Origin of the sequence: Flavivirga spongiicola (genome assembly GCF_030540825.1) — a bacterium.
Classification (GTDB): Bacteria; Bacteroidota; Bacteroidia; order Flavobacteriales; family Flavobacteriaceae; genus Flavivirga; species Flavivirga spongiicola.
Genome location: NZ_JAUOEO010000002.1, coordinates 422,721 through 444,102 on the forward strand (window position 1 = coordinate 422,721; position 21,382 = coordinate 444,102).

At 31.4% G+C, this 21,382-nt stretch carries 25 protein-coding genes; 11 read left to right on the top strand and 14 right to left on the bottom strand.

Annotated elements, in window-relative coordinates; translation table 11 throughout:
* Positions 1-104: 104 nt before the first annotated feature.
* The 9 genes from Q4Q47_RS21690 to rho all read right to left on the bottom strand — a co-directional run bounded on the left by Q4Q47_RS21690 (position 105) and on the right by rho (position 7,117).
* Positions 105-575, bottom strand: coding sequence for a YHS domain-containing (seleno)protein (locus tag Q4Q47_RS21690; RefSeq protein ID WP_303308823.1), 471 nt, complete (start codon positions 573-575; stop codon positions 105-107).
* A gap of 30 nt (positions 576-605) precedes the next feature.
* Entirely contained in the window at positions 606-959 is a 354-nt protein-coding gene (locus tag Q4Q47_RS21695; protein WP_303308824.1) for a nuclear transport factor 2-like protein, read from the bottom strand.
* A 335-nt stretch (positions 960-1,294) separates the two neighbouring features.
* A complete protein-coding gene (locus tag Q4Q47_RS21700) occupies positions 1,295-2,353 on the bottom strand; it encodes a helix-turn-helix domain-containing protein (RefSeq protein ID WP_303308825.1) in 1,059 nt (352 codons plus the stop codon).
* A gap of 201 nt (positions 2,354-2,554) precedes the next feature.
* Positions 2,555-3,175 carry a MarR family winged helix-turn-helix transcriptional regulator gene (locus tag Q4Q47_RS21705; protein WP_303308826.1) on the bottom strand — a complete coding sequence of 207 codons (621 nt, stop codon included), beginning with the start codon at positions 3,173-3,175 and terminating at the stop codon, positions 2,555-2,557.
* 72 nt (positions 3,176-3,247) lie between these two features.
* A complete protein-coding gene (locus Q4Q47_RS21710; RefSeq protein ID WP_303308827.1) occupies positions 3,248-3,511 on the bottom strand; it encodes a DUF2024 family protein in 264 nt (87 codons plus the stop codon).
* A 77-nt stretch (positions 3,512-3,588) separates the two neighbouring features.
* Positions 3,589-3,822, bottom strand: coding sequence for a thioredoxin domain-containing protein (locus Q4Q47_RS21715; protein WP_303308828.1), 234 nt, complete (start codon positions 3,820-3,822; stop codon positions 3,589-3,591).
* Between the two features lie 307 nt (positions 3,823-4,129).
* The gene (locus tag Q4Q47_RS21720; RefSeq protein WP_303308829.1) at positions 4,130-4,621 is read right to left on the bottom strand and encodes a YdcF family protein; all 492 of its coding nucleotides are present in this window, start codon (positions 4,619-4,621) and stop codon (positions 4,130-4,132) included.
* A gap of 215 nt (positions 4,622-4,836) precedes the next feature.
* On the bottom strand, positions 4,837-5,238 hold the full coding sequence (locus tag Q4Q47_RS21725) for a DUF2200 domain-containing protein (RefSeq protein WP_303309177.1): 402 nt from the start codon (positions 5,236-5,238) through the stop codon (positions 4,837-4,839).
* A 199-nt stretch (positions 5,239-5,437) separates the two neighbouring features.
* A complete protein-coding gene (gene rho, locus Q4Q47_RS21730; protein ID WP_303308830.1) occupies positions 5,438-7,117 on the bottom strand; it encodes a transcription termination factor Rho in 1,680 nt (559 codons plus the stop codon).
* A 196-nt stretch (positions 7,118-7,313) separates the two neighbouring features.
* Between rho and Q4Q47_RS21735 the strand changes: the two genes are divergently transcribed.
* The gene (locus Q4Q47_RS21735) at positions 7,314-7,724 is read left to right on the top strand and encodes a DUF4293 domain-containing protein (protein ID WP_303308831.1); all 411 of its coding nucleotides are present in this window, start codon (positions 7,314-7,316) and stop codon (positions 7,722-7,724) included.
* A 355-nt stretch (positions 7,725-8,079) separates the two neighbouring features.
* On the opposite strand, the gene Q4Q47_RS21740 is transcribed toward Q4Q47_RS21735, so the two are convergent.
* Positions 8,080-8,574 (bottom strand): metallophosphoesterase family protein, encoded by a 495-nt coding sequence (locus Q4Q47_RS21740; RefSeq protein ID WP_303308832.1) that lies wholly within the window; start codon positions 8,572-8,574, stop codon positions 8,080-8,082.
* Between the two features lie 155 nt (positions 8,575-8,729).
* Here Q4Q47_RS21740 and truA point away from each other — a divergent pair, with 155 nt between their 5' ends.
* Complete coding sequence (gene truA / locus Q4Q47_RS21745; RefSeq protein WP_303308833.1) at positions 8,730-9,479, top strand: tRNA pseudouridine(38-40) synthase TruA; 750 nt, start codon at positions 8,730-8,732, stop codon at positions 9,477-9,479.
* Positions 9,472-11,238 carry an ABC transporter ATP-binding protein gene (locus Q4Q47_RS21750; protein ID WP_303308834.1) on the top strand — a complete coding sequence of 589 codons (1,767 nt, stop codon included), beginning with the start codon at positions 9,472-9,474 and terminating at the stop codon, positions 11,236-11,238. Before truA ends, Q4Q47_RS21750 begins: the two co-directional genes overlap by 8 nt.
* A 4-nt stretch (positions 11,239-11,242) precedes the next feature.
* Here the strand turns inward: Q4Q47_RS21750 and Q4Q47_RS21755 are convergent, their stop codons facing one another.
* The 4 genes from Q4Q47_RS21755 to folP are packed head-to-tail and all read right to left on the bottom strand — an operon-like array spanning position 11,243 to position 14,397.
* Complete coding sequence (locus Q4Q47_RS21755) at positions 11,243-12,028, bottom strand: DUF3667 domain-containing protein (RefSeq protein WP_303308835.1); 786 nt, start codon at positions 12,026-12,028, stop codon at positions 11,243-11,245.
* Positions 12,028-12,813 carry a diadenylate cyclase gene (locus Q4Q47_RS21760; RefSeq protein ID WP_303308836.1) on the bottom strand — a complete coding sequence of 262 codons (786 nt, stop codon included), beginning with the start codon at positions 12,811-12,813 and terminating at the stop codon, positions 12,028-12,030. Before Q4Q47_RS21760 ends, Q4Q47_RS21755 begins: the two co-directional genes overlap by 1 nt.
* 35 nt (positions 12,814-12,848) lie before the next feature.
* Positions 12,849-13,535: a hypothetical protein gene (locus Q4Q47_RS21765; RefSeq protein ID WP_303308837.1), complete on the bottom strand. Its 687-nt coding sequence runs from the start codon at positions 13,533-13,535 to the stop codon at positions 12,849-12,851.
* Between the two features lie 40 nt (positions 13,536-13,575).
* Entirely contained in the window at positions 13,576-14,397 is an 822-nt protein-coding gene (gene folP / locus Q4Q47_RS21770) for a dihydropteroate synthase (protein ID WP_303308838.1), read from the bottom strand.
* A gap of 105 nt (positions 14,398-14,502) precedes the next feature.
* Between folP and Q4Q47_RS21775 the strand changes: the two genes are divergently transcribed.
* The 8 genes from Q4Q47_RS21775 (at position 14,503) to Q4Q47_RS21810 (ending at position 21,382) form a co-directional block, all read left to right on the top strand.
* Entirely contained in the window at positions 14,503-15,042 is a 540-nt protein-coding gene (locus tag Q4Q47_RS21775; protein ID WP_303308839.1) for a DUF1599 domain-containing protein, read from the top strand.
* 27 nt (positions 15,043-15,069) lie between these two features.
* Complete coding sequence (locus Q4Q47_RS21780; protein ID WP_303308840.1) at positions 15,070-16,386, top strand: BT_3928 family protein; 1,317 nt, start codon at positions 15,070-15,072, stop codon at positions 16,384-16,386.
* Positions 16,387-16,393: 7 nt separating this feature from the next.
* Positions 16,394-17,470 carry an ABC transporter permease gene (locus tag Q4Q47_RS21785; protein ID WP_303309178.1) on the top strand — a complete coding sequence of 359 codons (1,077 nt, stop codon included), beginning with the start codon at positions 16,394-16,396 and terminating at the stop codon, positions 17,468-17,470.
* Positions 17,471-17,509: 39 nt separating this feature from the next.
* A complete protein-coding gene (locus tag Q4Q47_RS21790) occupies positions 17,510-17,998 on the top strand; it encodes a TlpA family protein disulfide reductase (RefSeq protein WP_303308841.1) in 489 nt (162 codons plus the stop codon).
* Positions 17,999-18,079: 81 nt separating this feature from the next.
* Positions 18,080-18,829, top strand: a complete 750-nt coding sequence (gene tpiA / locus Q4Q47_RS21795; RefSeq protein ID WP_303308842.1) for a triose-phosphate isomerase — start codon at positions 18,080-18,082, stop codon at positions 18,827-18,829.
* Between the two features lie 172 nt (positions 18,830-19,001).
* The gene (gene prmA, locus Q4Q47_RS21800) at positions 19,002-19,850 is read left to right on the top strand and encodes a 50S ribosomal protein L11 methyltransferase (RefSeq protein ID WP_303308843.1); all 849 of its coding nucleotides are present in this window, start codon (positions 19,002-19,004) and stop codon (positions 19,848-19,850) included.
* Positions 19,851-20,106: 256 nt separating this feature from the next.
* Positions 20,107-21,003, top strand: coding sequence for a M57 family metalloprotease (locus Q4Q47_RS21805; RefSeq protein WP_303308844.1), 897 nt, complete (start codon positions 20,107-20,109; stop codon positions 21,001-21,003).
* A 103-nt stretch (positions 21,004-21,106) separates the two neighbouring features.
* Positions 21,107-21,382 (top strand): ATP-dependent Clp protease adaptor ClpS, encoded by a 276-nt coding sequence (locus tag Q4Q47_RS21810; protein ID WP_303308845.1) that lies wholly within the window; start codon positions 21,107-21,109, stop codon positions 21,380-21,382.

Below are 21,382 nucleotides of genomic sequence, written 5' to 3' on the forward strand. Positions count from 1 at the left end.
AAAAAAAAGACTGTCTTTTTAGACAGTCTTTTTTTTGAAGTAATAGCAACTTAAATTACAAACCATTATTACTTAAATAGGTTGTCAGCAAACGTTTATTATAATTAATTATGAGTTTTACTTAGCTTAACCCAATTCTTATCAGCGGTGTTTTTTAATTTACCATAATTGCTCTCCGCCAACCATAGCTGTTTAGCATCTAATTCTACATTATTTAAAAATAAAAAATACTTTCCGTCATGAACTAAAAACTTATTTGAGTCAATTCTAAACTTAGCTCCTGCATAAGTTCCAAATGCACAGAAGCCTCCGTATTGTGGTAAATACTTTGTTGGGTTTTTATCAAATGTTGATTTTTGTTCAGCTGATGTAAAATAGTATACTACTTTTTTGTGTTCAGATTTGTAATTTTTATTTCCTCTTTGAGCCAAGCCTAAGTCCAAATACGATACAGGGCTATAGCCTTTAAGTGCAATATTACTATTGTCAATATTGTTTGCCATTTTATCTTGAGAAAATAGATTAGTGGTTAATAAAATTGTGAATGCTATTAATGTTGTTTTTAAAATTTTCATCTTATATTTTTTTAATTGTTAATATTCGTTTTACTCTGCGTTAAAATATTCCTCATGGGTTACTTTTCCTTCATCATTCCAAATTCTACGAATGATTTCGTGCCAGTAAATTTTATTACCATCTTTCATGTCGAAATTGAATGTGAATTCGGATGCAGAAACATTTCCATCTACTATAGAATGATGATGGGTAATCTCATTTACTTTGTCAATTGCTCCAGCAAAACCTTCCATTTTTGTAATCATTTCTAGCTTTCCTTTTGTTCCACCATTTCCATAATCCGATGTGTTTGCATTGTCAGCAAAGAATTCTTTTAGGGCATCTACAATAGCACCTTGAGAAACTATTGTATCTATTTTTTGTACTTGTTCTTTAATATTCATTTTTTTTATTTTATGTGATTAATACACTGCAAAAATGGATGAAAATTAAAGTTTAGGTGCTACAAAAAAAGGACTAAGAATTGTACTTTTTTAATCGAAAAAAATTCTCCGAGGCTTTGCCTCGGTGTTTCCGTTGAACCTGCCTGCCGGCAGGATTGTCATTCCCGTTTTTACGGGAATCTAAATAACAAAATTTCGATTTTGACCATAAAGGTCGAAAACCTGTGCTCAACTTGATTGGGTATGAAACGAACGAGATCTGTGCTGAGCCTATCGGATACGCTCAAGACAGGCTAAAGCAAAGTATATCTCTATGACTCTGCCACGAGGATAGTTTATTTCGAGAAATTCTTTATTTTAAAATCGGTTGGAGTAGTTCCTGTGTAGTGTTTAAAAAACCTTGTAAAGTGATTAGACTCTTCAAAGCCTAGTCTTCTCGATATTGAAGATATAGTTTCTCCTTCAATAAGCATTAATTTGGCAGTGTTTATTAATTCTAACCTAATTAATTGACCTAAAGAAGTGCTCATTTTAGCTTGTACTTTGTTAGATAACGCTTTTATCGAAAGATTCATCTTATTAGCATAAAACCCAAGGGATCTTTCCTGCGTATGATATTTTTGAAGAAGTTCTATAATATTCTGGGAAAACAAATCACGATTTTCGAAATCAAAATGCTCTCTAAATTGCTTTGGTGTTTGACCTGTTGAATTTTTAAAAACACGATTAAAATAGGCATCATCTTTAAAGCCTAATTCATAAGATACCTCTTGAATATTCTTATTTGTAAACGCAACTTCCTTTAGACTTTCTTGAAGCCTTTTTGAGTTCATTAAATTCTTAACAGATAAGCCAATTTTATTTTTAATTAAAGCCTGAGCGTTATAACCACGATCATTAATTAAACTAACTAAATCATTTCCTGTTAAATGATTTGAATATTCTTTGTCAATAATTTCTTTTGTATCAAAAATAACTTGATATTCTTCTTTGTTGGCTTTAAAAGGGTTTTGCCAATACCATTGTTTAGAAGATATATCAATAATATCTGCAGAATTATCTGTTAATGTCGATTCAGATAGAAAAGTATTGCAGTCCTCACATTCTAACAAATCGATATAGCCTAATGAAATCAAATGTTTGAATAGCACTCTAACTTCACTGTTATAAAATTTACTTTCATTAGAAAATACAATTTTTCTAACTGTAAAATCGTCAGATAAAAATTTAATGTATTGTCCCTTTTCTAAAAAGATGGCTTTTTCTTGCCAATCAAAGTAATTTTTAAAATCTACCTGAATGCTACCTTTACCTGATAGAATATGAATGAGAGTATGCTTTTCTATAAAGTAAACTTTGTTAATCTCTGGTGAGAACTTTTCAACTTTTTGCATTCAGTTTTGTAATGTTTGCTAACATGTTCCTTTAGTTTATAGTAACTAATTGGAATATCTGGTCTTTGAGAACTCGTTAAAGGAAATAATTTTTGCAACCTATTTATTAGCTCTAATTGTAAAAATATAAAAAATTATAATGAAGCAGTCTATATTGATATATCAAAAAAAGTACCAGATGCTACCATATGACATTAACTTTTATACATTGTTTCCTGCTGATTTTTCTTCATATTCAGGACAATCCAATCGAATATCAGGAGTCAATAATTCTTTTTCCATCAGGTTACAATAATTCCTGTTTTCAGATTTGTCATAAAAATTACAGCTAAAACAGGTTCGCTGAACAGTTAAGATTCTATTGTTATTCAACTGATGAATTAACTTACTCAATGTTTCAAATACATTTTCTAAATCTGCTGTTTCAATATTTTTTAGTTGTTTTTCGATTGGGTTTGCAAAATTTTCAGTTTCTGAAACCATCTTCTTACCTAAATCAGATAATAAAATTGAATAACTCCGACTATCTGATAAAGAATAATCTTTAGTGATATATTTCTTTTTATCCAGCATTCGAATGGCATCACTTACTGTTGGTTTTGTAATATTGAATTCCTTTGCTAAATGACTAACATTGCAAAGTTCGGATTTATGATAAGCAATGAAAATTAGTATTTGAATTTGAATAGGGCTTAAACCAATAACTTTTGCGTGCTCCCAAAGCAAACTTTTAAACACTTCTGATATACGCTCCAAACCAACAACAATTTTACTTGTGATGCTTTTCTGTTGAAATTCTATATTGAAAACACTTTTTTCCATTGATAAAAATACCTGCCGAATTATTTAGTTCTGCAGGTAAAGTTAGTAATCCTAATTATTTTATTCAAATAGTTAATTACAATTTTCCATTTCGATTATGTAATAACCTTTTGTTTTAATTTCTTTTATAACTAATTCTGATGCATTTTCAATATGACAGAATACACATTTTTTTGATGTCAATGCTTCACTTTTAAATGATTTGTTTTTCAAATAATTCTTGCCAAAATCAAGTATTTTGGTTTCATCAGTCAATTTATTGTCAACAAGAATATCAAAATGCATAATTAATCCATTTTCTCTTTTCAAATAGGTGTCCCAAACTGATACTTTCATAATTTCTATTTTTTCTAAGTTTTTATAGTTAGGAATTCTAAAATAAGTAGGATTCCTAACTATAAACAGCAAATTTTTTACCCTTTAACATCTTCCATAGATGCCCCAAAATTGATATGAAGAACATTTCCATTTGGAGTTACCAATGCAGGAACAGATTTTACACCTGTTTTTTCGGCTTCATTTATTCGAGATTTATCATCAGCGAAATTTACAACTTCAACATCTGAAGGGTTAATAAGGTTAAGTATGTCTTGTTCTGCACTTATGCATACTGGACATCCGGCGTGATAAAAGATTGATTTACTCATAATTAATTGTTTAAATGGTTTAAGCAAAATTGCTGATGCAAATATAGTAAGGAATCCTAACTAATAAAAATATTTCATAATAATTTTATGATTCTGTTTTCAGTTTTGTGGTGCTTGCAGTAATAGTTAGTATGCTACATTGTCGTCCTATAGGGCAGCTGTATCATACATTTTTTGTTACAAGTAGGCTTTCTGTTCTTTATATATTTTCATCTTATATATTTATCAATTCAGAAAAAGTACTATGAATCTGTTTTGAATATTGGCTAGCTTTTTAATGCTTCTAAACACTATTCTATTACTCTAATTAATAATAAAGCCCGTTTTTTAGAATAGAATTTATGGCGCTTTTTTCGTGCTGTATGAGCGCATTATATGCTTCTTGTTCCAAATGACTTTCTACACCAATAAAATCCATAGTGTAGCTTTTTAGTATTTCATTAAAAATTAGTTTCACTCTTTTTAAATGATAATCAGAAGTAATTATTGTTAATTTGATTTTTCCCAATTTTGATATAATCGGTTTTATTTTTACAGCGTCGTCAACCGTATTTCCTGACAAAGCAAAATCTAAAAAATCTTCTTCTAAAAGTCCATTTTTAATTAAATATTGTTTCGCAAATGATGCATGTGAATTTTTTGAGAGGTTAAAATGTTTACCCCATCCGCCAGTACAAAGTATTAGGTTCCGCTTCTGATAGCGATTGATGCAGTAATTCAATCTGCTTATTGAAATATCACTTAACTTACCGGAAGGTGAATTAGGACTACCTAAAATTACTAAAACCTCTTTTTTCATAAATATCCAATTTCTTATCTAACTTTCAGATTACTATTTGCCTACAAGAACGGTAGCGTATAAGAATAGTTACGAGTTTACGTGCGAGGATTTTTTACAAGAAAATCAAACATATCAAACGAACGTGTAATTACCTTTGGTTAAGTCCAAAATTAGGTAATTGTTTTTATGCATCTTCGTTGTGTTTTTGCTTTTTATTTTCTAAATCCCCACTACTATTTTGACTTCTTCTTTGATGAATTTTTGGTCTTTTTTTCTTCTCGTAAAATTTTATCCATTTTTCGCCCTTTAGCCAATTCATCTACCAACTTGTCCAAAAACCTGACTTGTTGAGTTAACGAATTATTTATTTCCTCAATTCGATAACCACATATCACTCCCTTAATAAGGTGAGCGTTCGGATTCAATTTAGCGTTTTGGAAGAATGTTTGAAATGTTACCTTTTCATTAATGAATTTTTGTGTTTTTAATTCATCAAAACCAGTTAGCCATTCAATTACTTGGTGTAATTCTTCCTTTGTTCTTCCTTTCTTCTCCACCTTTGTGACATAATGAGGATAAACTGAGCTAAATGTTATTTTGGCTATTTGTTCATTGTGTTCAGCTGTAACTTTCATTTCTTGTTTTTTTTCAAATGGTGCTAACATAGATATATAGTTAATATTAATATATCTATTATATAAACACTAAGATAACGAATCTTTATATCTTTATAAACTAGCTTGTTAAAGATTATATAAAAGCTTTTTGGCTAAAGAAAAAGCCTCAACATTAATATGTTAAGGCTTTTGTATTTATTTTATTTATATATGAATGTTATCCATTCATAGATATTAAAAACTCTTCGTTATTTCGTGTTTGCTTGAAACGATCGTTAATAAATTCCATAGCTTCAACTGGGTTCATATCTGCAAGATACTTACGCATGACCCACATACGTTGAATCGTACTTTCGTCTAGTAGTATATCGTCACGACGTGTACTTGATGATGTAAGATCGATAGCTGGGAATATTCTACGGTTAGAAATTTTTCTATCTAACTGTAATTCCATGTTACCAGTTCCTTTAAATTCTTCGAAGATGACTTCGTCCATTTTAGAACCAGTTTCAGTTAATGCTGTTGCGATAATGGTTAAAGAACCACCATTTTCGATATTTCTGGCAGCACCAAAGAAACGTTTTGGCTTATGGAGCGCATTGGCATCTACACCACCACTTAATATTTTTCCTGAGGCTGGTTGAACCGTATTGTAGGCTCTTGCTAAACGCGTAATAGAATCTAATAGAATAACAACATCATGACCACATTCAACTAATCGTTTAGCTTTTTCTAGTACGATGTTCGCAATTTTCACGTGTTCATGAGCTTCTTTATCGAAGGTGGAAGCAATAACTTCGCCACGTACATTACGTTGCATATCTGTTACCTCTTCAGGACGTTCATCAATTAGTAAAATCATTTGATATACTTCAGGATGATTGGCTGCTATAGCATTTGCAACATCCTTTAATAACATCGTTTTTCCTGTTTTTGGCTGTGATACAATCATACCACGTTGTCCTTTTCCTATTGGAGAGAACAAATCCATTATCCTGGTAGAAATAGTACTCTGCTTTTCGGCCAAAGTAAACTTCTCTTGTGGAAATAATGGTGTTAAATGTTCGAAAGACACTCGGTCTCTAACAACATTAGGGTTTTGTCCATTAATCCTGCTTACTTTAATTAATGGAAAATATTTTTCACCTTCTTTTGGAGGTCTTACATGACCAAGAACGGTATCACCAGTTTTTAAACCGAATAATCTAATTTGTGATTGCGAAACATAGATATCATCTGGTGATGATAGATAGTTATAATCTGAAGATCGTAAAAAACCGTAACCATCTTGCATAATATCTAAAACACCTTCACTTTCTATAATCGCATCAAATTCAAAATCTGGCTCTCTGTAGCGGTTTCTACCATCTTTATTACCAGAATCAACATTACCATTTTTTTGATTTCTATGCTGATTTTTGTCCCTTCTTTGATGCGGTTTTTGCTGATTATCGTTTTGGTTTCTTTGTTTGTTTGGGTTGTTGTCTTGTTTTTGCTCATCTTTATTCTGTTTAGGAACAGGGTTAGGAGCGTTAACCTTTTCAACTGCTTTAGGGGTTTCTGTCTTTTCTGTAGTTTTAGGAGCTTCAACCTTTTTATCTGTTGAATTTTTTGCTTCGTTTTTTACAGGAGTACTTTTAGCAGGTTTTTGAACACGTTGTCTAGGTTTTCTTGCTGCTGGTTTATTTTCAGTTGGCTTACTTGCTGTTTTATTTTCTGTTGATTCAGCTGGTAAAACAGCAGCTTTAACCGCTTTTGGATCAGCAGCTTGTTGATCTAGTATTTGGTAAACTAAATCTAGTTTTTTTAGTGAACGGTATTTAGGAACGTTCATTTTTTTTGCAATCTCTTGTAAATCAGAGAGTTTCTTTTCTTTTAATTGTGAAATTTCAAACATTTATGCTTTAATTGAATATATTTTGAATACAAATTTTGAGTAATTCTGAAAAATGATTTCTTATTTTCTGAAGAATTAACCACTTGTAATAGCGGTTGTTGAGAATTATTACTGCAATTATACAACTTTATTTTAAGTTTTAAGAGTATTTTTATAAAAGAAACTATTATTTTTGCTTTCAGGTTTTTAAAACTATATGTTACAGCGTATTCAAACTATATACCTTTTAATGGCGGCAGGAATTTCTGTTGGTCTAATTTTTGTCTTTCATTTGTGGATTACGGATGAAGGTATTACGATGTTTGCTAAAGATGATATTCTATACTTAGGATTCTTTTTAGGCTCTGCAATATTATCTTTAATAGCTATATTTATGTACAAAAATAGGAAGTCTCAATTTGTTTTGGGGCGACTTAACATCATATTAAACTTTATTTTACTAGGATTTTTTGTATATCAATCTCTAAACATATCTGGAGAAACGGCGGTTTCTGAGAAAGGTATTGGGATGATTCTTCCTATTGTTTCTATCGTGTTTTTGGCATTAGCCAATAAGGCCATCAAAAAGGATGAAGATCTCGTAAAATCTGTAGATCGATTACGATAAACCTAACATCTTAGTAGTATTAGTGCGTTAAAACCCAAAGTGAAAGCTTTGGGTTTTTTTATAAGCCTCCCTTAATCCCTCCAAAGGAGGGAAACACTCAACGGATCATGCTCAAAAGTTGTGTTTAATCAAAAATCATTGGTTAATATAAGAAGCATAGAAAATGAAGGTTTAGGCTTAGGGTGCCTGTTAGAAATTAAGAAGTTTCAGCTGAATGAATAAATGATTCAACGCCACACAACAATTGCTCTTGACCCCACTCAACTCTATATAAAAATATGTAAAATATGCTTGAAGCATTATATGTAGCAATAGTGAGTTAGTCCTTCTCTTTGGGAAGAGATTTAGGAAGGCTTTAACGTTTATTAAATTCGATGACTTCTAAATTGTCAATTTTACTACCATCAATAGTAAAACGCAGCATCGTACGTGTTTTATGAAAACCATGTTTACCAACAGCTCCAGGATTCATATGTAATAAACGTAATTTTTTGTCGGGCATTACCTTTAATATATGTGAATGGCCACAAATAAAGAGCTTAGGTGGGTTTAGCTTTATTTCGTCTCGAACCCTTATGTTATAAGCATTTGGATACCCTCCAATATGTGTTATCCAAACATCAACACCTTCACACATAAAACGATTGTTTTCTGGAAATTCCATTCTCACTTTATTATCATCAATATTACCAAAAACAGCACGCAAAGGCTTTAATTTTTTTATAGTATCCGTTACTTCTAGGTCGCCAATATCTCCTGCATGCCAAACTTCATCTACTTGTTTTACATATTTTAAAATATCGTTGTCGATATAACTATGGGTATCGGAAAGTAATAATATTTTTATCATAGTTGATTTTAAAATCTTTTAATATATAATTAAGATGTCTGTCTTCGCAGGAATAACAAAACTATCTATCTTTGCATACCAATATGTTGTTTAAATAGACTGTAGAGTAAATTTAAATAGGTATGGTATTCATTTTACAAAAGTATTAAATCAGATTGAGGTATTTTATAGAACTTTCTTATAATGGTAGTGCATATCACGGTTGGCAAAATCAACCAAAAGATATTTCAGTACAGGAAGTTATGGAAAAAGCATTGTCAATGCTTTTAAAAGAAACTATTTCTATTATGGGGGCAGGGCGTACAGATACGGGTGTACATGCTTCCCAAATGTTTGCTCATTTTGATACCCATGCTGTTTTTAACAAAACGAATTTAGCTTATAAATTGAATTCTTATTTACCAAAAGATATTGCTGTTCATAATATTTTTAATGTAAAAGATGAAGCCCATGCTCGTTTTGATGCAGTAAGTAGAACTTATTTATATAGAATAGCACTAAAAAAGGATGTGTTTTCGTTTGATAATAGTTTTTTTGTGAAGCAAGATTTGGATGTCGAAAAAATGAACAAAGCTGCAGGGATTTTATTTAAGTATAAAGATTTTCAATGCTTTTCAAAAAGTAATACCGATGTAAAAACGTATTATTGTGATATCATGAAAGCAACATGGACTTTAAAAAATGATGAGCTTCATTTTGTAATAAAAGCCGATAGATTTTTGCGTAATATGGTACGTGCCATTGTGGGTACCATGATTTATATAGGTTTGGGTAAAATGGATGTTGAAGATTTACACACCATTATTAAATCTAAAAATAGGAGTGAAGCCGGGTTTTCTGTTCCCGCGCACGGGTTATATTTAACAGAAGTAACATATCCTAACGATATAAAGATAAATGAGTAAAAAACAAGAGAAAATATTCGACGTTACTTTGTTTAAACGTCTTTTTCAATATATAAAGCCTTATAAATTCGTTTTTTTAGGGCTGGTGCTTTTAGTTATTCTATTGGCTGTTTTTAGTGCTGCCACGCCTCGCGTAACTCAATTGGCTATTGATGATAGTATTACAGGCGAGAACTCTAATGAGTTTCTCTTTTACATTATGATCATGTTTGCTATTTTAATTTTTCAAACAATATTTCAATTAGCCTTTATTTATTATGCGGCCTGGTTAGGACAAAGTTTAGTCGTAGATGTTCGTATAAAATTATTCGATCATTTATTGCGTTTTAAAATGAAGTATTATGATAATTCTTCAGTAGGAGTACTCATTACGAGAGCGGTGACCGATATGGAACGTATTGCCGATATTTTTGGTCAGGGTTTATTCATGATCTTTAGAGATTTACTTACCATGGCGGCAGTTTTTGGGGTTATGGTTTATACGAATTGGAGATTGAGCTTGATTGTATTTATCATGTTGCCTTTATTATTATATGCAACGCGTATTTTTCAAAAGTATATGAAGAAAGCTTTTGAAGAGGTGAGAACAGAAGTCTCTAATTTAAATTCTTTTGTGCAAGAACGGTTAACAGGTATGAAGATTTTGCAATTATTTACCCGTGAAGCTGTTGAATATAAAAACTTTAAAAAAATAAACGAGAGGCACAAAAAAGGTTGGCTAAAAACCGTTTGGTACAACTCTATTTTCTTTCCTATAGCAGACCTTTCGTCGTCAATTACCATTGGTTTGATAGCTTGGTACGGGGGGTTAAATGTTGTGCTGGAGGGAAAAGTTACTGAAGGTGTTTTGGTGGCATTTATCATGTATGTCCCTATGTTATTCAGACCATTACGCCAAATAGCTGATAAGTTTAATACACTACAAATGGGAATGGTAGCTGCAACTAGAGTGTTCAAAGTTATAGATACCACTTCGCAAATTGATGATACAGGAACGCATGTTGCAGCGCATTTTAAAGGCCATATAAAATTTGATAAGGTCTTTTTTAGCTATGTGGAAGATGAAGAAGTTTTAAAAGGAGTTTCTTTTGATGTGAATGCGGGTGAAACTGTTGCTATCGTTGGTGCAACAGGAGCAGGTAAATCCACCATTATTAATTTATTAAATCGTTTTTATGAAATTAAGGATGGTGTTATTTATGTTGATGGTATTGATATTAAACAAGTTACTTTAGAATCGTTGCGTACTCAAATAGCTGTGGTATTACAAGATGTATTTTTATTTGCAGATACTATTTTAAATAATATTACATTAAATCATCCGGAAATTACAGAAACACAAGTTCAACAAGCGGCTAAAGATATTGGTATTCATGATTTTATAATGAGTTTACCAAAGGGGTATCACTATAATGTAAAAGAAAGAGGTGTTATGTTATCTTCTGGTCAACGACAACTCATATCGTTTTTAAGAGCTTATGTTACGAATCCTAGTATTTTGGTGTTAGATGAAGCGACATCATCTGTCGATTCATATTCAGAACAACTCATTCAAAATGCCACAGATAAAATTACTAAAGGCAGAACCTCAATTGTTATTGCACACCGATTGGCAACCGTTAAAAAAGCTGATAAAATTATAGTTATGGATGCTGGTAATATAGTAGAGCAGGGAACTCATAAAGAGTTACTCAAAAAAGAAGACGGATACTATAAAAATTTATACGAAGTTCAGTTTTTGCAGAAGGAAGTTGTATAATTATTTACTTTGCAGCTTTTTGAGCTTCAATCAATTCTTGAAGGCTACCATTGCTATACATGATGCCTAGCATAATTATTTCAATTACAAAAAAGGTAATACCCAGAATGACCAAAAATAAAAGCGTTCGCAAAAAAATATTTCGGAAGTTTAGGTTATATAGTCGTTTTAAACAAAATGCTGAATATAATATCATCAAGGGGATAGAAACGACACTAACGATACCTTGATTGATTCCAACGGAAGAAAAAAGAACACTAGTTATGGCAGTTATTATTGACATTTGAGCTTGCAAGTATAAAAATACAACAAGTAATTCTGTAAAGTTAAATTTTTTAATACCGATAAATGTCATTCGAGCCATTACCGCATAAAGAGGAACATAAAGCATCATTAAAAGCGACATATACTCTTGTACAAAGCTTATGCTTTTTTTATTAAATTCTTCTTGACCAGCAGCTGCGAACATGGAATAGTCCAAGGTTTTAGGAAAAAAATTATTTAGGATAAAAAGATATAATCCAGATACCGTTATGGCAATAGCAAAATAGCTAATAACATCCACATACTTTTTGCGAGTCCCATTGATGTAGCTTCCAATAACATCTTCAGGTTTCTTAAAGAGCATAATAAAAGTTTGAAGTAATTTATTATCATAATTAAGAAACGTTTCACTAAAATGTTCAAATAAATTTTTTATGGTTAATCTATTTCTGATAACCTTCGCACCACAGATATGGCAAAAATCACTTTCCGCAGATAACGAAGTATCACAGTTTTTACATGTCATTAGGATAGATCTTCTTTAATCATTAAGTTAAGTTGACTAATATCATCAAAAACGACAAACTCACCATCTTTAAAATAAGAAATATGCCCCGTTTCTTCACTGACAACAAGGGCTAGAGCATCTGTTTTTTCAGTAACTCCAATGGCGGCTCTGTGACGGAGACCAAAACGTAATGGAATATTTTTTTCATTATTTACAGGAAGAATAACCCGTGTTGCTTTTACAATGTTGTTATTAACTATAATGGCACCATCATGCAACGGACTATTTTTAAAAAAGATACTTTCTATAATAGGCTGAGTCACTTTTATATTCATTTCATCTCCAGACGATGATAAAAAATCCAGATTATTATTTTTCTCAAAAACTATTAAAGCACCAGTTTTAGACATGGCCATTTTATTGCAAGCCGAAATAATAGCATCTATATCGGTTTCGTCACTAGTTTCGGTTTTTAAAAACTTCAACTGTTTTAAAAATTTGCGTCGCCTATTAAAATTGGTAGAGCCCACCATTAATAAAAATTTGCGGATCTCTGGTTGGAATACAACGATTAAAGCAATAAGTCCCACTTTCATAAAACCACCAAAAATACCAGTTAGCAATTCCATATCAAGGAATTCGGTAAGTTTCCAAACTAAATAAATAATAATAATACCTATAAAAATATTAATGGCCACAGTACCTTTTACAAGCTTATAAATATAATAAAGTAAAAGGGCTACAAGAACAACATCAACATAATCGATGAGGCGTAAGTCTAGAATGTCTTTAAAAATATCCAACAGTAGTGGGTTTTGGTAAATTTAAGAAAATATGGTTAATTAGTAATGAATTCGTCATTTAGGATTGATACATTTTGTTTTGCTATTTTTAGTAAGTGAGATTTTAAAGTTATATATGATTGAAAAGTTATACTATCTTTAATTTCTATAACGATTTCTATATCTTCAGTACTATTCAAAAAACTTTTGACATCGCTTAAGAACTCTTTATCGTTTGATACTTTAAAAGTTAAGTTTTTATTGAACCCATGAATTTCTATTTTTTGGGAAGCATTATAAATAATATTGACTCTTTTCTTTGTTGGAATATCTGAGATTTTTGAAAAATAACTAATAGAATTACCTTCATGATAAACCACATTCGTAAACTCAATAAATCCTAAATTTTTTCTACTAGTATCATTACAAGTAAAGTAGTTTTTAGCATCTTTGTTTTTATGACTTGAATTCTGTTTTTTGTCTTGAAGAAATTTTATATGAGGTATAGCTTGTTTAAGTGTTAAGCGTTTGTCAACATTAATTAGCCAATTTGTTGTACTGATTAGGTTTTTTCTATTCAACTCAATGCTATCTTTTTTTGTCTTATCATAAAATAAATAAGCAGGTGATACATCATTTATTTCTGTAATATCTGAGTGATTAATTTCCGGTAGTAGAATGACTTTTTCATTTCCACAAGAAAAAACAATAATACAGACAAATAAAATATATATTTTTTTCATAAATTCCAATAACCAATAACCAATAACCAATAACTAACAACTAACCAACCGATTCAACTAATTTAATACATTCCATGGCTTCTTTAACATCATGGACCCTTAAAATCGAAACATTTTTTTGCAAAGCAATTGTATTTAAAACAGTAGTGCCATTAAGAGATTCTTTCGCCGAAGTTTCTAAAGTTTTATAAATCATAGATTTTCTGGAAATACCAGCTAATACAGGTTTTTCTATTATTTTAAAATGCTCAAGTTTATTTAGTAATTCATAATTTTGTTCCAAAGTTTTGGCAAATCCAAACCCAGGGTCTACAATAATGTCGATAATCCCTAATTGTTTTGCTGCAGCAATACGTTCGGAAAAATAAAAGAGCATATCTTTAATAATATCATCGTAATCTGCTTGTTGTTGCATGGTTTGCGGTGTTCCTCTCATATGCATCATAATATAGGGAACATGCAATTTGGCAATAGTTTGCAACATGTTATCATCTAATTTTCCTGCAGAAATATCATTAATTAATGCAGCTCCAGCTTCTATGCATTGTTTTGCAACGTTACTTCTAAACGTATCAATAGAAAGTAAAACCTGAGGAAATTCCTTTAAGATTAAATTGACAATAGGTAAGATCCTTTTTAATTCGTCTGCTTCACTAACATGGTCTGCATTAGGACGCGAGCTGTATGCTCCAATATCTATAAAAGTTGCTCCATCATTAAGCATTAATTCAACATGCTTTAAAATATCAGTATCGTTTTTATGTTGTCCGCCATCATAGAACGAATCTGGCGTTATATTTAGAATACCCATCACTTTTGGTGATGTTAAATTGATGAGTTTTCCTTTACAGTTTATTGTCATTTATACCGTTTTGTATGGTGTTTGTACTAAGTTTAAAACTTTAAACCTGAAACCTTGATGGTTAAATTTTTTTATGCGAAATTTACGCAAAATACATTTTAATTCATGCAAGATACTTCAAAACAATATGATGCCGTAATTGATACGTGTAAAAGTTTATTTATTAAAAAAATGTCGGATTATGGTAGTGCGTGGCGCATATTACGTTTACCATCACTTACCGATCAAATTTTTATTAAAGCACAACGTATTAGAGGGCTTCAACAAAATGATGTTAGAAAAGTTGATGAAGATGAGGTGAGTGAATTTATTGGTATTATAAACTACTGTATCATGGCTTTAATTCAGTTAGAAAAAGGAGTGGTTGAGCAACCCGATTTATCTACAGAAACGGCTACCGAATTATACGAAAAACAAGTAACCATTACTAAGCAACTCATGCAAGATAAAAATCATGATTATGGCGAAGCATGGCGAGATATGAGGGTAAGCAGTTTAACCGATTTAATTTTACAAAAGTTATTGCGAGTTAAACAAATTGAAGACAATGCGGGTAAAACATTGGTGAGTGAGGGTATTGATGCTAACTATCAAGACATGATTAATTATGCTGTTTTTGCATTAATACATTTAAATGAAAAATAATTTAGTCAAAAATATAAAGAAAAAGGAATGAAGATTTTAGTAAACATATCAAGAGTATTTGTTGGTGTTTTATTTATTATTTCTGGATTGATAAAACTAAACGATCCTTTAGGGTTTTCATATAAATTAGAGGAGTATTTTAGTGTTGATGTTTTAAATATCGCATTTTTAGAACCGTATGCATTAATGATTGCAGTTCTGGTAGTTGTTTTTGAAGTTGTTTTAGGTGTGTTTTTACTTATTGGATATAAACCGAAATTTACCATTTGGAGTTTGTTAGCAATGATTGTGTTTTTTACTTTTTTAACATTCTATTCGGCATATTTCGATAAAGTAAAAGACTGTGGCTGTTTTGGTGATGTTTTAAAGTTAACACCATGGGAAAGCTTTACGAAAGACTTAATTTTACTGTTTTTTATATTGATTTTGTTTTTTGGAATACAGCATATTAAACCTTTATTTAATAAGCTAATGACAACAGTTCTTGCCTTATTAGGTTTTATTTTTAGTTTTTGGTTTGGTTATTATGTATTAGAGCATTTGCCTGCTAAAGATTTCAGAGCATATAAAGTTGGAGCAAATATTCAAGAGGGTATGAGTGTTCCCGAAGATGCTGCAAAACCTATTGTAGAGTATAGTTGGAAGTTTGACGTCAATGGAGAAGAGAAAATAGTTGTTACGAATGGTTCTTACCCATCAGTTGAGGGTGATTTTGTGAGTGTTGATACTCAAGTAATTCAAGAAGGATATCAACCGCCTATCAATGATTTTTCAATAGAAAGTGAAACTGAAGATTTAACACAAGTATTTTTAGCAGAAGAAAATTTAATAGTTATAGTTTCTTATAGTTTAGAGAAAATAGAACAGGAAGGGGCTAAAAAATTGAAAGCTTTATCGGAAGAAGCAATTAAAAAAGGGTATAAAGTAATTGGTTTAACAGCTTCTGGAGAAGGTGCAAAACAACAAATTAAAGAGGCCTATAATATTGATTTTGAATTTTATTTGTGTGATGAAAAAGCCCTGAAAACGGTGGTGCGTTCTAACCCAGGAATTATAGAATTAGATGCAGGTACGGTTAAGCAAAAAGTACATTGGAATGATATTAATGATTTAGAGTTGCCGAAAGTTGAAAGAAAACAGGAGCCAAAAGTAGTTGAAGATATTATTGCTTATTTTATTAACGGAGAATCATCAACAAAAGAAGCTGTAGAGGCTTTAGAAGAGGAGAAGGTTGAAAGTATCAATGTTGTGAAAGATTCTTTAAAACTAAGAGAGTTAAATACTCAAAATAATATCATTTATACCGGCATTATTGAAGTAACATTGAAATCCAACAACCAATAATCAACAACTGATAAACTATTTACTAAATAAAATCTCATACGCTTTACTCACATTATTTGGGGTAGTTACTGTTATTTTTCTTTTATTTAATGTGCTTCCCGGAGACCCTGCACAAATGATGCTGGGGCAAAATGAAGATAGTGAACAGCTAGCCATAGTAAAGCAAAAATATGGATTCGATAAGTCTATAAGCACACAGTATTTCTATTATATAAATGATTTGTTACCTGTCTCATTTCACTCAAAAAAACAAAGTGATTACACATTCCTAAAAGCGGAAAAGTATAGTGCAATCAGATTATTCTCAATAGGAAACACGATCACAGTTTTAAAGTTTCCATATTTACGAGAATCTTTTACAAAACAAGGTAAAAAAGTAAGTCATGTCCTCGCTGAAACACTACCTAACACTTTTGTTTTAGCAGTAACAGCTATTATAATAGCTATGATTTTAGGTATTTTATTAGGAATCGTTTCGGCACTTTATAAAGATAGATGGTTGGATAAAGCGATTCAGATTTTTAGCACCTTTGGCATGAGTATTCCATCTTTTTTTAGTGCTATTTTATTTGCCTGGTTTTTTGGATATATACTGCACGAGTATACGGATTTGGAAATGACAGGGAGTTTATACGAGCTAGATGATTTTGGTGAAACCATGCATATTAAATGGAAAAATCTAATACTTCCAGCTATTGTATTGGGTATTCGTCCGCTGGCTGTGGTCATTCAACTCATGCGAAATTCGTTATTAGAAGTTTTTAATCAAGATTATATTCGCACAGCAAGAGCGAAGGGATTAAGTGAATTTCAAATCATAAAAAAACATGCTGTGAAGAATGCTTTAAACCCTGTGGTTACAGCAATATCTGGTTGGTTTGCTTCTATGTTGGCGGGAGCCGTTTTTGTAGAGTATATTTTTGGTTGGAACGGATTAGGAAAAGAGATCGTGAATGCTTTGAATACATTAGATTTACCCGTTATTATGGGATCAGTTTTAGTGATAGCTACAATGTTTGTAATGATCAATATTTTTGTCGACTTAGTATATGTTTGGTTAGATCCAAAAGTAAAATTAGAATGATTTTTCATTTCAATGAATACCTTGGTAAAATATTAGATCATGAATAAAATAAAATATTTAATCATCCTGTTAATTGGTCTTTCAAGTTGTAGTAAAGCGCCCAAGCAATTTTCAGAGAAGGCATTAAATGATACATTTACAACTCTAGAAGGAACTTCGATAACCTTTAATGAGATATTAGAAGCAAATAAAGGAAAGACAATCGTTATAGATATTTGGGCTTCATGGTGCAGCGATTGTATAAAAGGTATGCCAAAAGTAAAGCATTTACAAAATGAGTTTGAAGAGGTCTCTTATGTGTTTTTATCTTTAGACAGAGGAGAAGACGCTTGGAAACGGGGTATAAAGAAGTACGATGTTATAGGTGATCATTATTATATGCAAAACGGAAAGGATTGTCCTTTTGCAGATTTTGTAAATATTAGCTGGATTCCTAGATATATGGTAGTAAATAAAGCTGGCGAAATCGTTGTATTTGATGTTATTGAAGCTGATGACGATAAGTTAATAGAAGCATTGAAAAAATAACTATTTTAGCGTTTCAAAACTGAAATAATTAATTAGAAATAATAAAATGTCCTTCGATAAACAGAAGGTTAGCAAAAGGTTATGAGAAAAAATATTGTTGCAGGAAACTGGAAGATGAATAACGATTTAACGCAAACAGAAACATTGTTAGACGATTTAAAGACAAAAACTAAAACATCTAATGCAGAGGTTATGGTTGCGCCAACGTTTACCAACTTATATCAAGCGAATAAAGCATTAGAATCTTCAGGAATCGAAGTTGTGGCTCAGAATATGCACTTTGCAGAAAAGGGTGCTTACACAGGTGAAATAAGTGCAAGTATGCTTAAAAGTATAGATGTAGAAACGGTTATTTTAGGGCATAGCGAACGTCGCGAGTATTTTAATGAAACAGATGAGATGTTGGCTAAAAAAGTGGACGCCGCTTTGGCAAATAATTTACGTGTTATTTTCTGTTTTGGAGAAGTATTGGATGATAGAAAGTCGGGTAATCACGAAAATGTAGTTGGAAGCCAAATTAAAAATGCCTTATTTCATTTAGAAGCTTCAGCTTTTGAAAATATTGTATTGGCTTACGAGCCGGTTTGGGCAATTGGTACAGGTGAAACTGCTAGTCCCGAGCAAGCACAAGACATGCATGCATTTATAAGAAAAACACTTAATGATAAATACGGTAACGAGGTAGCAGATGCTGTTTCTATTCTTTACGGTGGTAGTGTGAAGCCTGGTAATGCACAAGAAATTTTTTCAAAACCAGACGTGGATGGAGGTTTAATTGGAGGAGCAGCACTTAATGCTGACGACTTTTTTGCCATTGTAAATGCGTTTTAAACATAAAAAATAGTCTAATAGTTTGGGCTAAATTATAGACACTTTATTAAATAAGGGTATGTTTTGATTTTTGTAAATTAAGGCATACCCTTATTTCTGTTTTATTAAAATGAATAGAGAAGGCTGGTTATTATAGTATTACTTCTATCTTTGCAGTCGAAAAAAGACGAGGATGTCAAACATTATTTATATAGGCTACGAATTTAAAGTAAATCCCATGCAACCAGGGATAGAAATACTTATTGCGGAATTGGGCTATTCTGGTTTTGAAAGTTTTGTTGAAACCGAAAGCGGTGTTACAGCATATATTCAAAAAGAAGACTGGAACGAATCTATACTTGAAGATGTTCAAATTTTAAATTCAGATGAATTTGAAATCAGTTTTACCTTTAATGAGATTGAACAAACCAATTGGAATCAAGAATGGGAAAAGAATTTTAATCCTATTATCGTTGATGATATGTGTTCTGTTCGTGCACCATTTCATGAAAAACCAGATACAAAGTATGATATTATTATTGAGCCAAAAATGAGCTTTGGTACTGGGCATCATGAAACGACTCATATGATGATTCAGCATATTTTAAAAAATAGTGTTGCAAACAAATCTGTTTTAGATATGGGATGTGGTACAGGAGTATTAGCTATTTTGGCAGAAATGAAGGGAGCAAAACCTATTGATGCTGTAGATTACGATAATTGGTGTTATTTGAATAGTATTGAAAATGTTGCCCGTAATAATTGTAATCACATCACCGTTATAGAAGGAGATGCGTCGGTTTTAAAAGACAAAAAGTATGATATTATTATAGCCAATATTAACCGTAATATTTTATTGCAAGATATGGAGGTTTACACATCTTGCTTAAACAAAAAAGGGACTTTATTTTTAAGCGGTTTTTACAATGATGATATTCCAGTTATAAAAGCGGCATGTAATACAAACGACCTTGAACTTCAATTCCAATTAGAAAGAAATAATTGGGTGGCTTTAGAGTTTAAGAAAAAGATGGTTACTTAGGTTATTTTCAATGAATTACCGTTTTCGTGAAAAAAAGCCATTAATTTCCTCAAAAAACCACATAAATATTCTTTTTTAAATAGGGCAATAGTATACTTACGTGCCCAAACAGGTGTCTATTTCCTGATTCATCCTTCTAAGACACGTTTTTATCCCACATAAATAAATTTTATATATGATCTTATCGTTACTGCAGTCAGGGCTAAGACTGAAAACCTGTAAAATAGAGTAGGTCATTAACTTTAAAATATGTATTATGAAAACAAAAACCATTGAAAAATTTAAAATATTTTTAGTAGTAATTTTATCATTCACATTTTTATTTCAATCTTGCCAAAAAGAAGATGTCACTTCCGAAGATGCTTCCCAAATAGAACCAGAGACGGTAAACGATCAAGAAGTCTCGACAGATAAAATAAAAATAACAAAAGCCATGTTAAAAAAATTATCTGATTTTTACTTGAATACAGATGGTATTAAGGCTGTCGATTTTTTATTACCAGATGGTTCAACTAAACCTATGGTTCAAGTAGAGGAAGATATTATGTTAACTGAAGAACAGATTATGGGAATGTCTATGGGGAACGGCCTTACAGACCGGAACTATCATACACATAATTTGGTGTCTCAGGGAAAAAATATATCTATTATTGGTTACACTGGGGGTGGTGGATATGGCTTGACGCAAAAAGAAAAAACTGCATTACAATGGGCAGTAAATAATTTTAACCAATTAAATGGTGTTTCAATTTCTTTTACGTTAACTTTTGGCACGGCCTATCAAAATAAAGATATGGTTGTTTACAATAACCCAACACAAAATGGGTCAGGTGGCTCTGCAGGGTTTCCATCAAATGGATTACCACATAAGTATGTACAGATATATGGATTAAATAATTTTAACACAAATGTTATAGAGCATGTAATTACGCATGAAATTGGACATTCGGTTGGATTTAGACATACGGATTGGCAAACAAGACAAAGCTGTGGTCAAAATGTAAATGAAGGCGTTGGATCGATAGGTGCAAATGCAATCCCAGGAACATCTGCAGGTTATAACCCAAATTCAATTATGGTAGCATGTTTTAATACTTCAGTAAATGGAGAATTTGATAATGATGATATTATTGGATTACAATATATGTACTAATATTCTTAATAAAAACAGCTTTATATTTAGAAGGGACATCATTTTTGGTGTCCTTTTCTTTTCTTTTAAGAAAAATAAATTATTTTAGTATAAAAATTGAAAAATGAGTCCTAAAGAAAAAACATCAGAAGAATTACTACTTGAAGAAGAAGTATCAACTCAAAATGAAATTGTTTTGTTTAATGACGATGTTAATACGTTCGATCATGTTATAGAGACTCTCATCTATGCTTGTGATCATACTGCAGAACAAGCTGAGCAATGCTCGCTTATAGTTCATTATAAAGGAAAATGTACGGTTAAAACGGGTTTGTATGATGACCTAAAACCACGTTGTTCCATGCTTCTTGAAGCAGGATTAAGCGCAGAAATCGTTTAA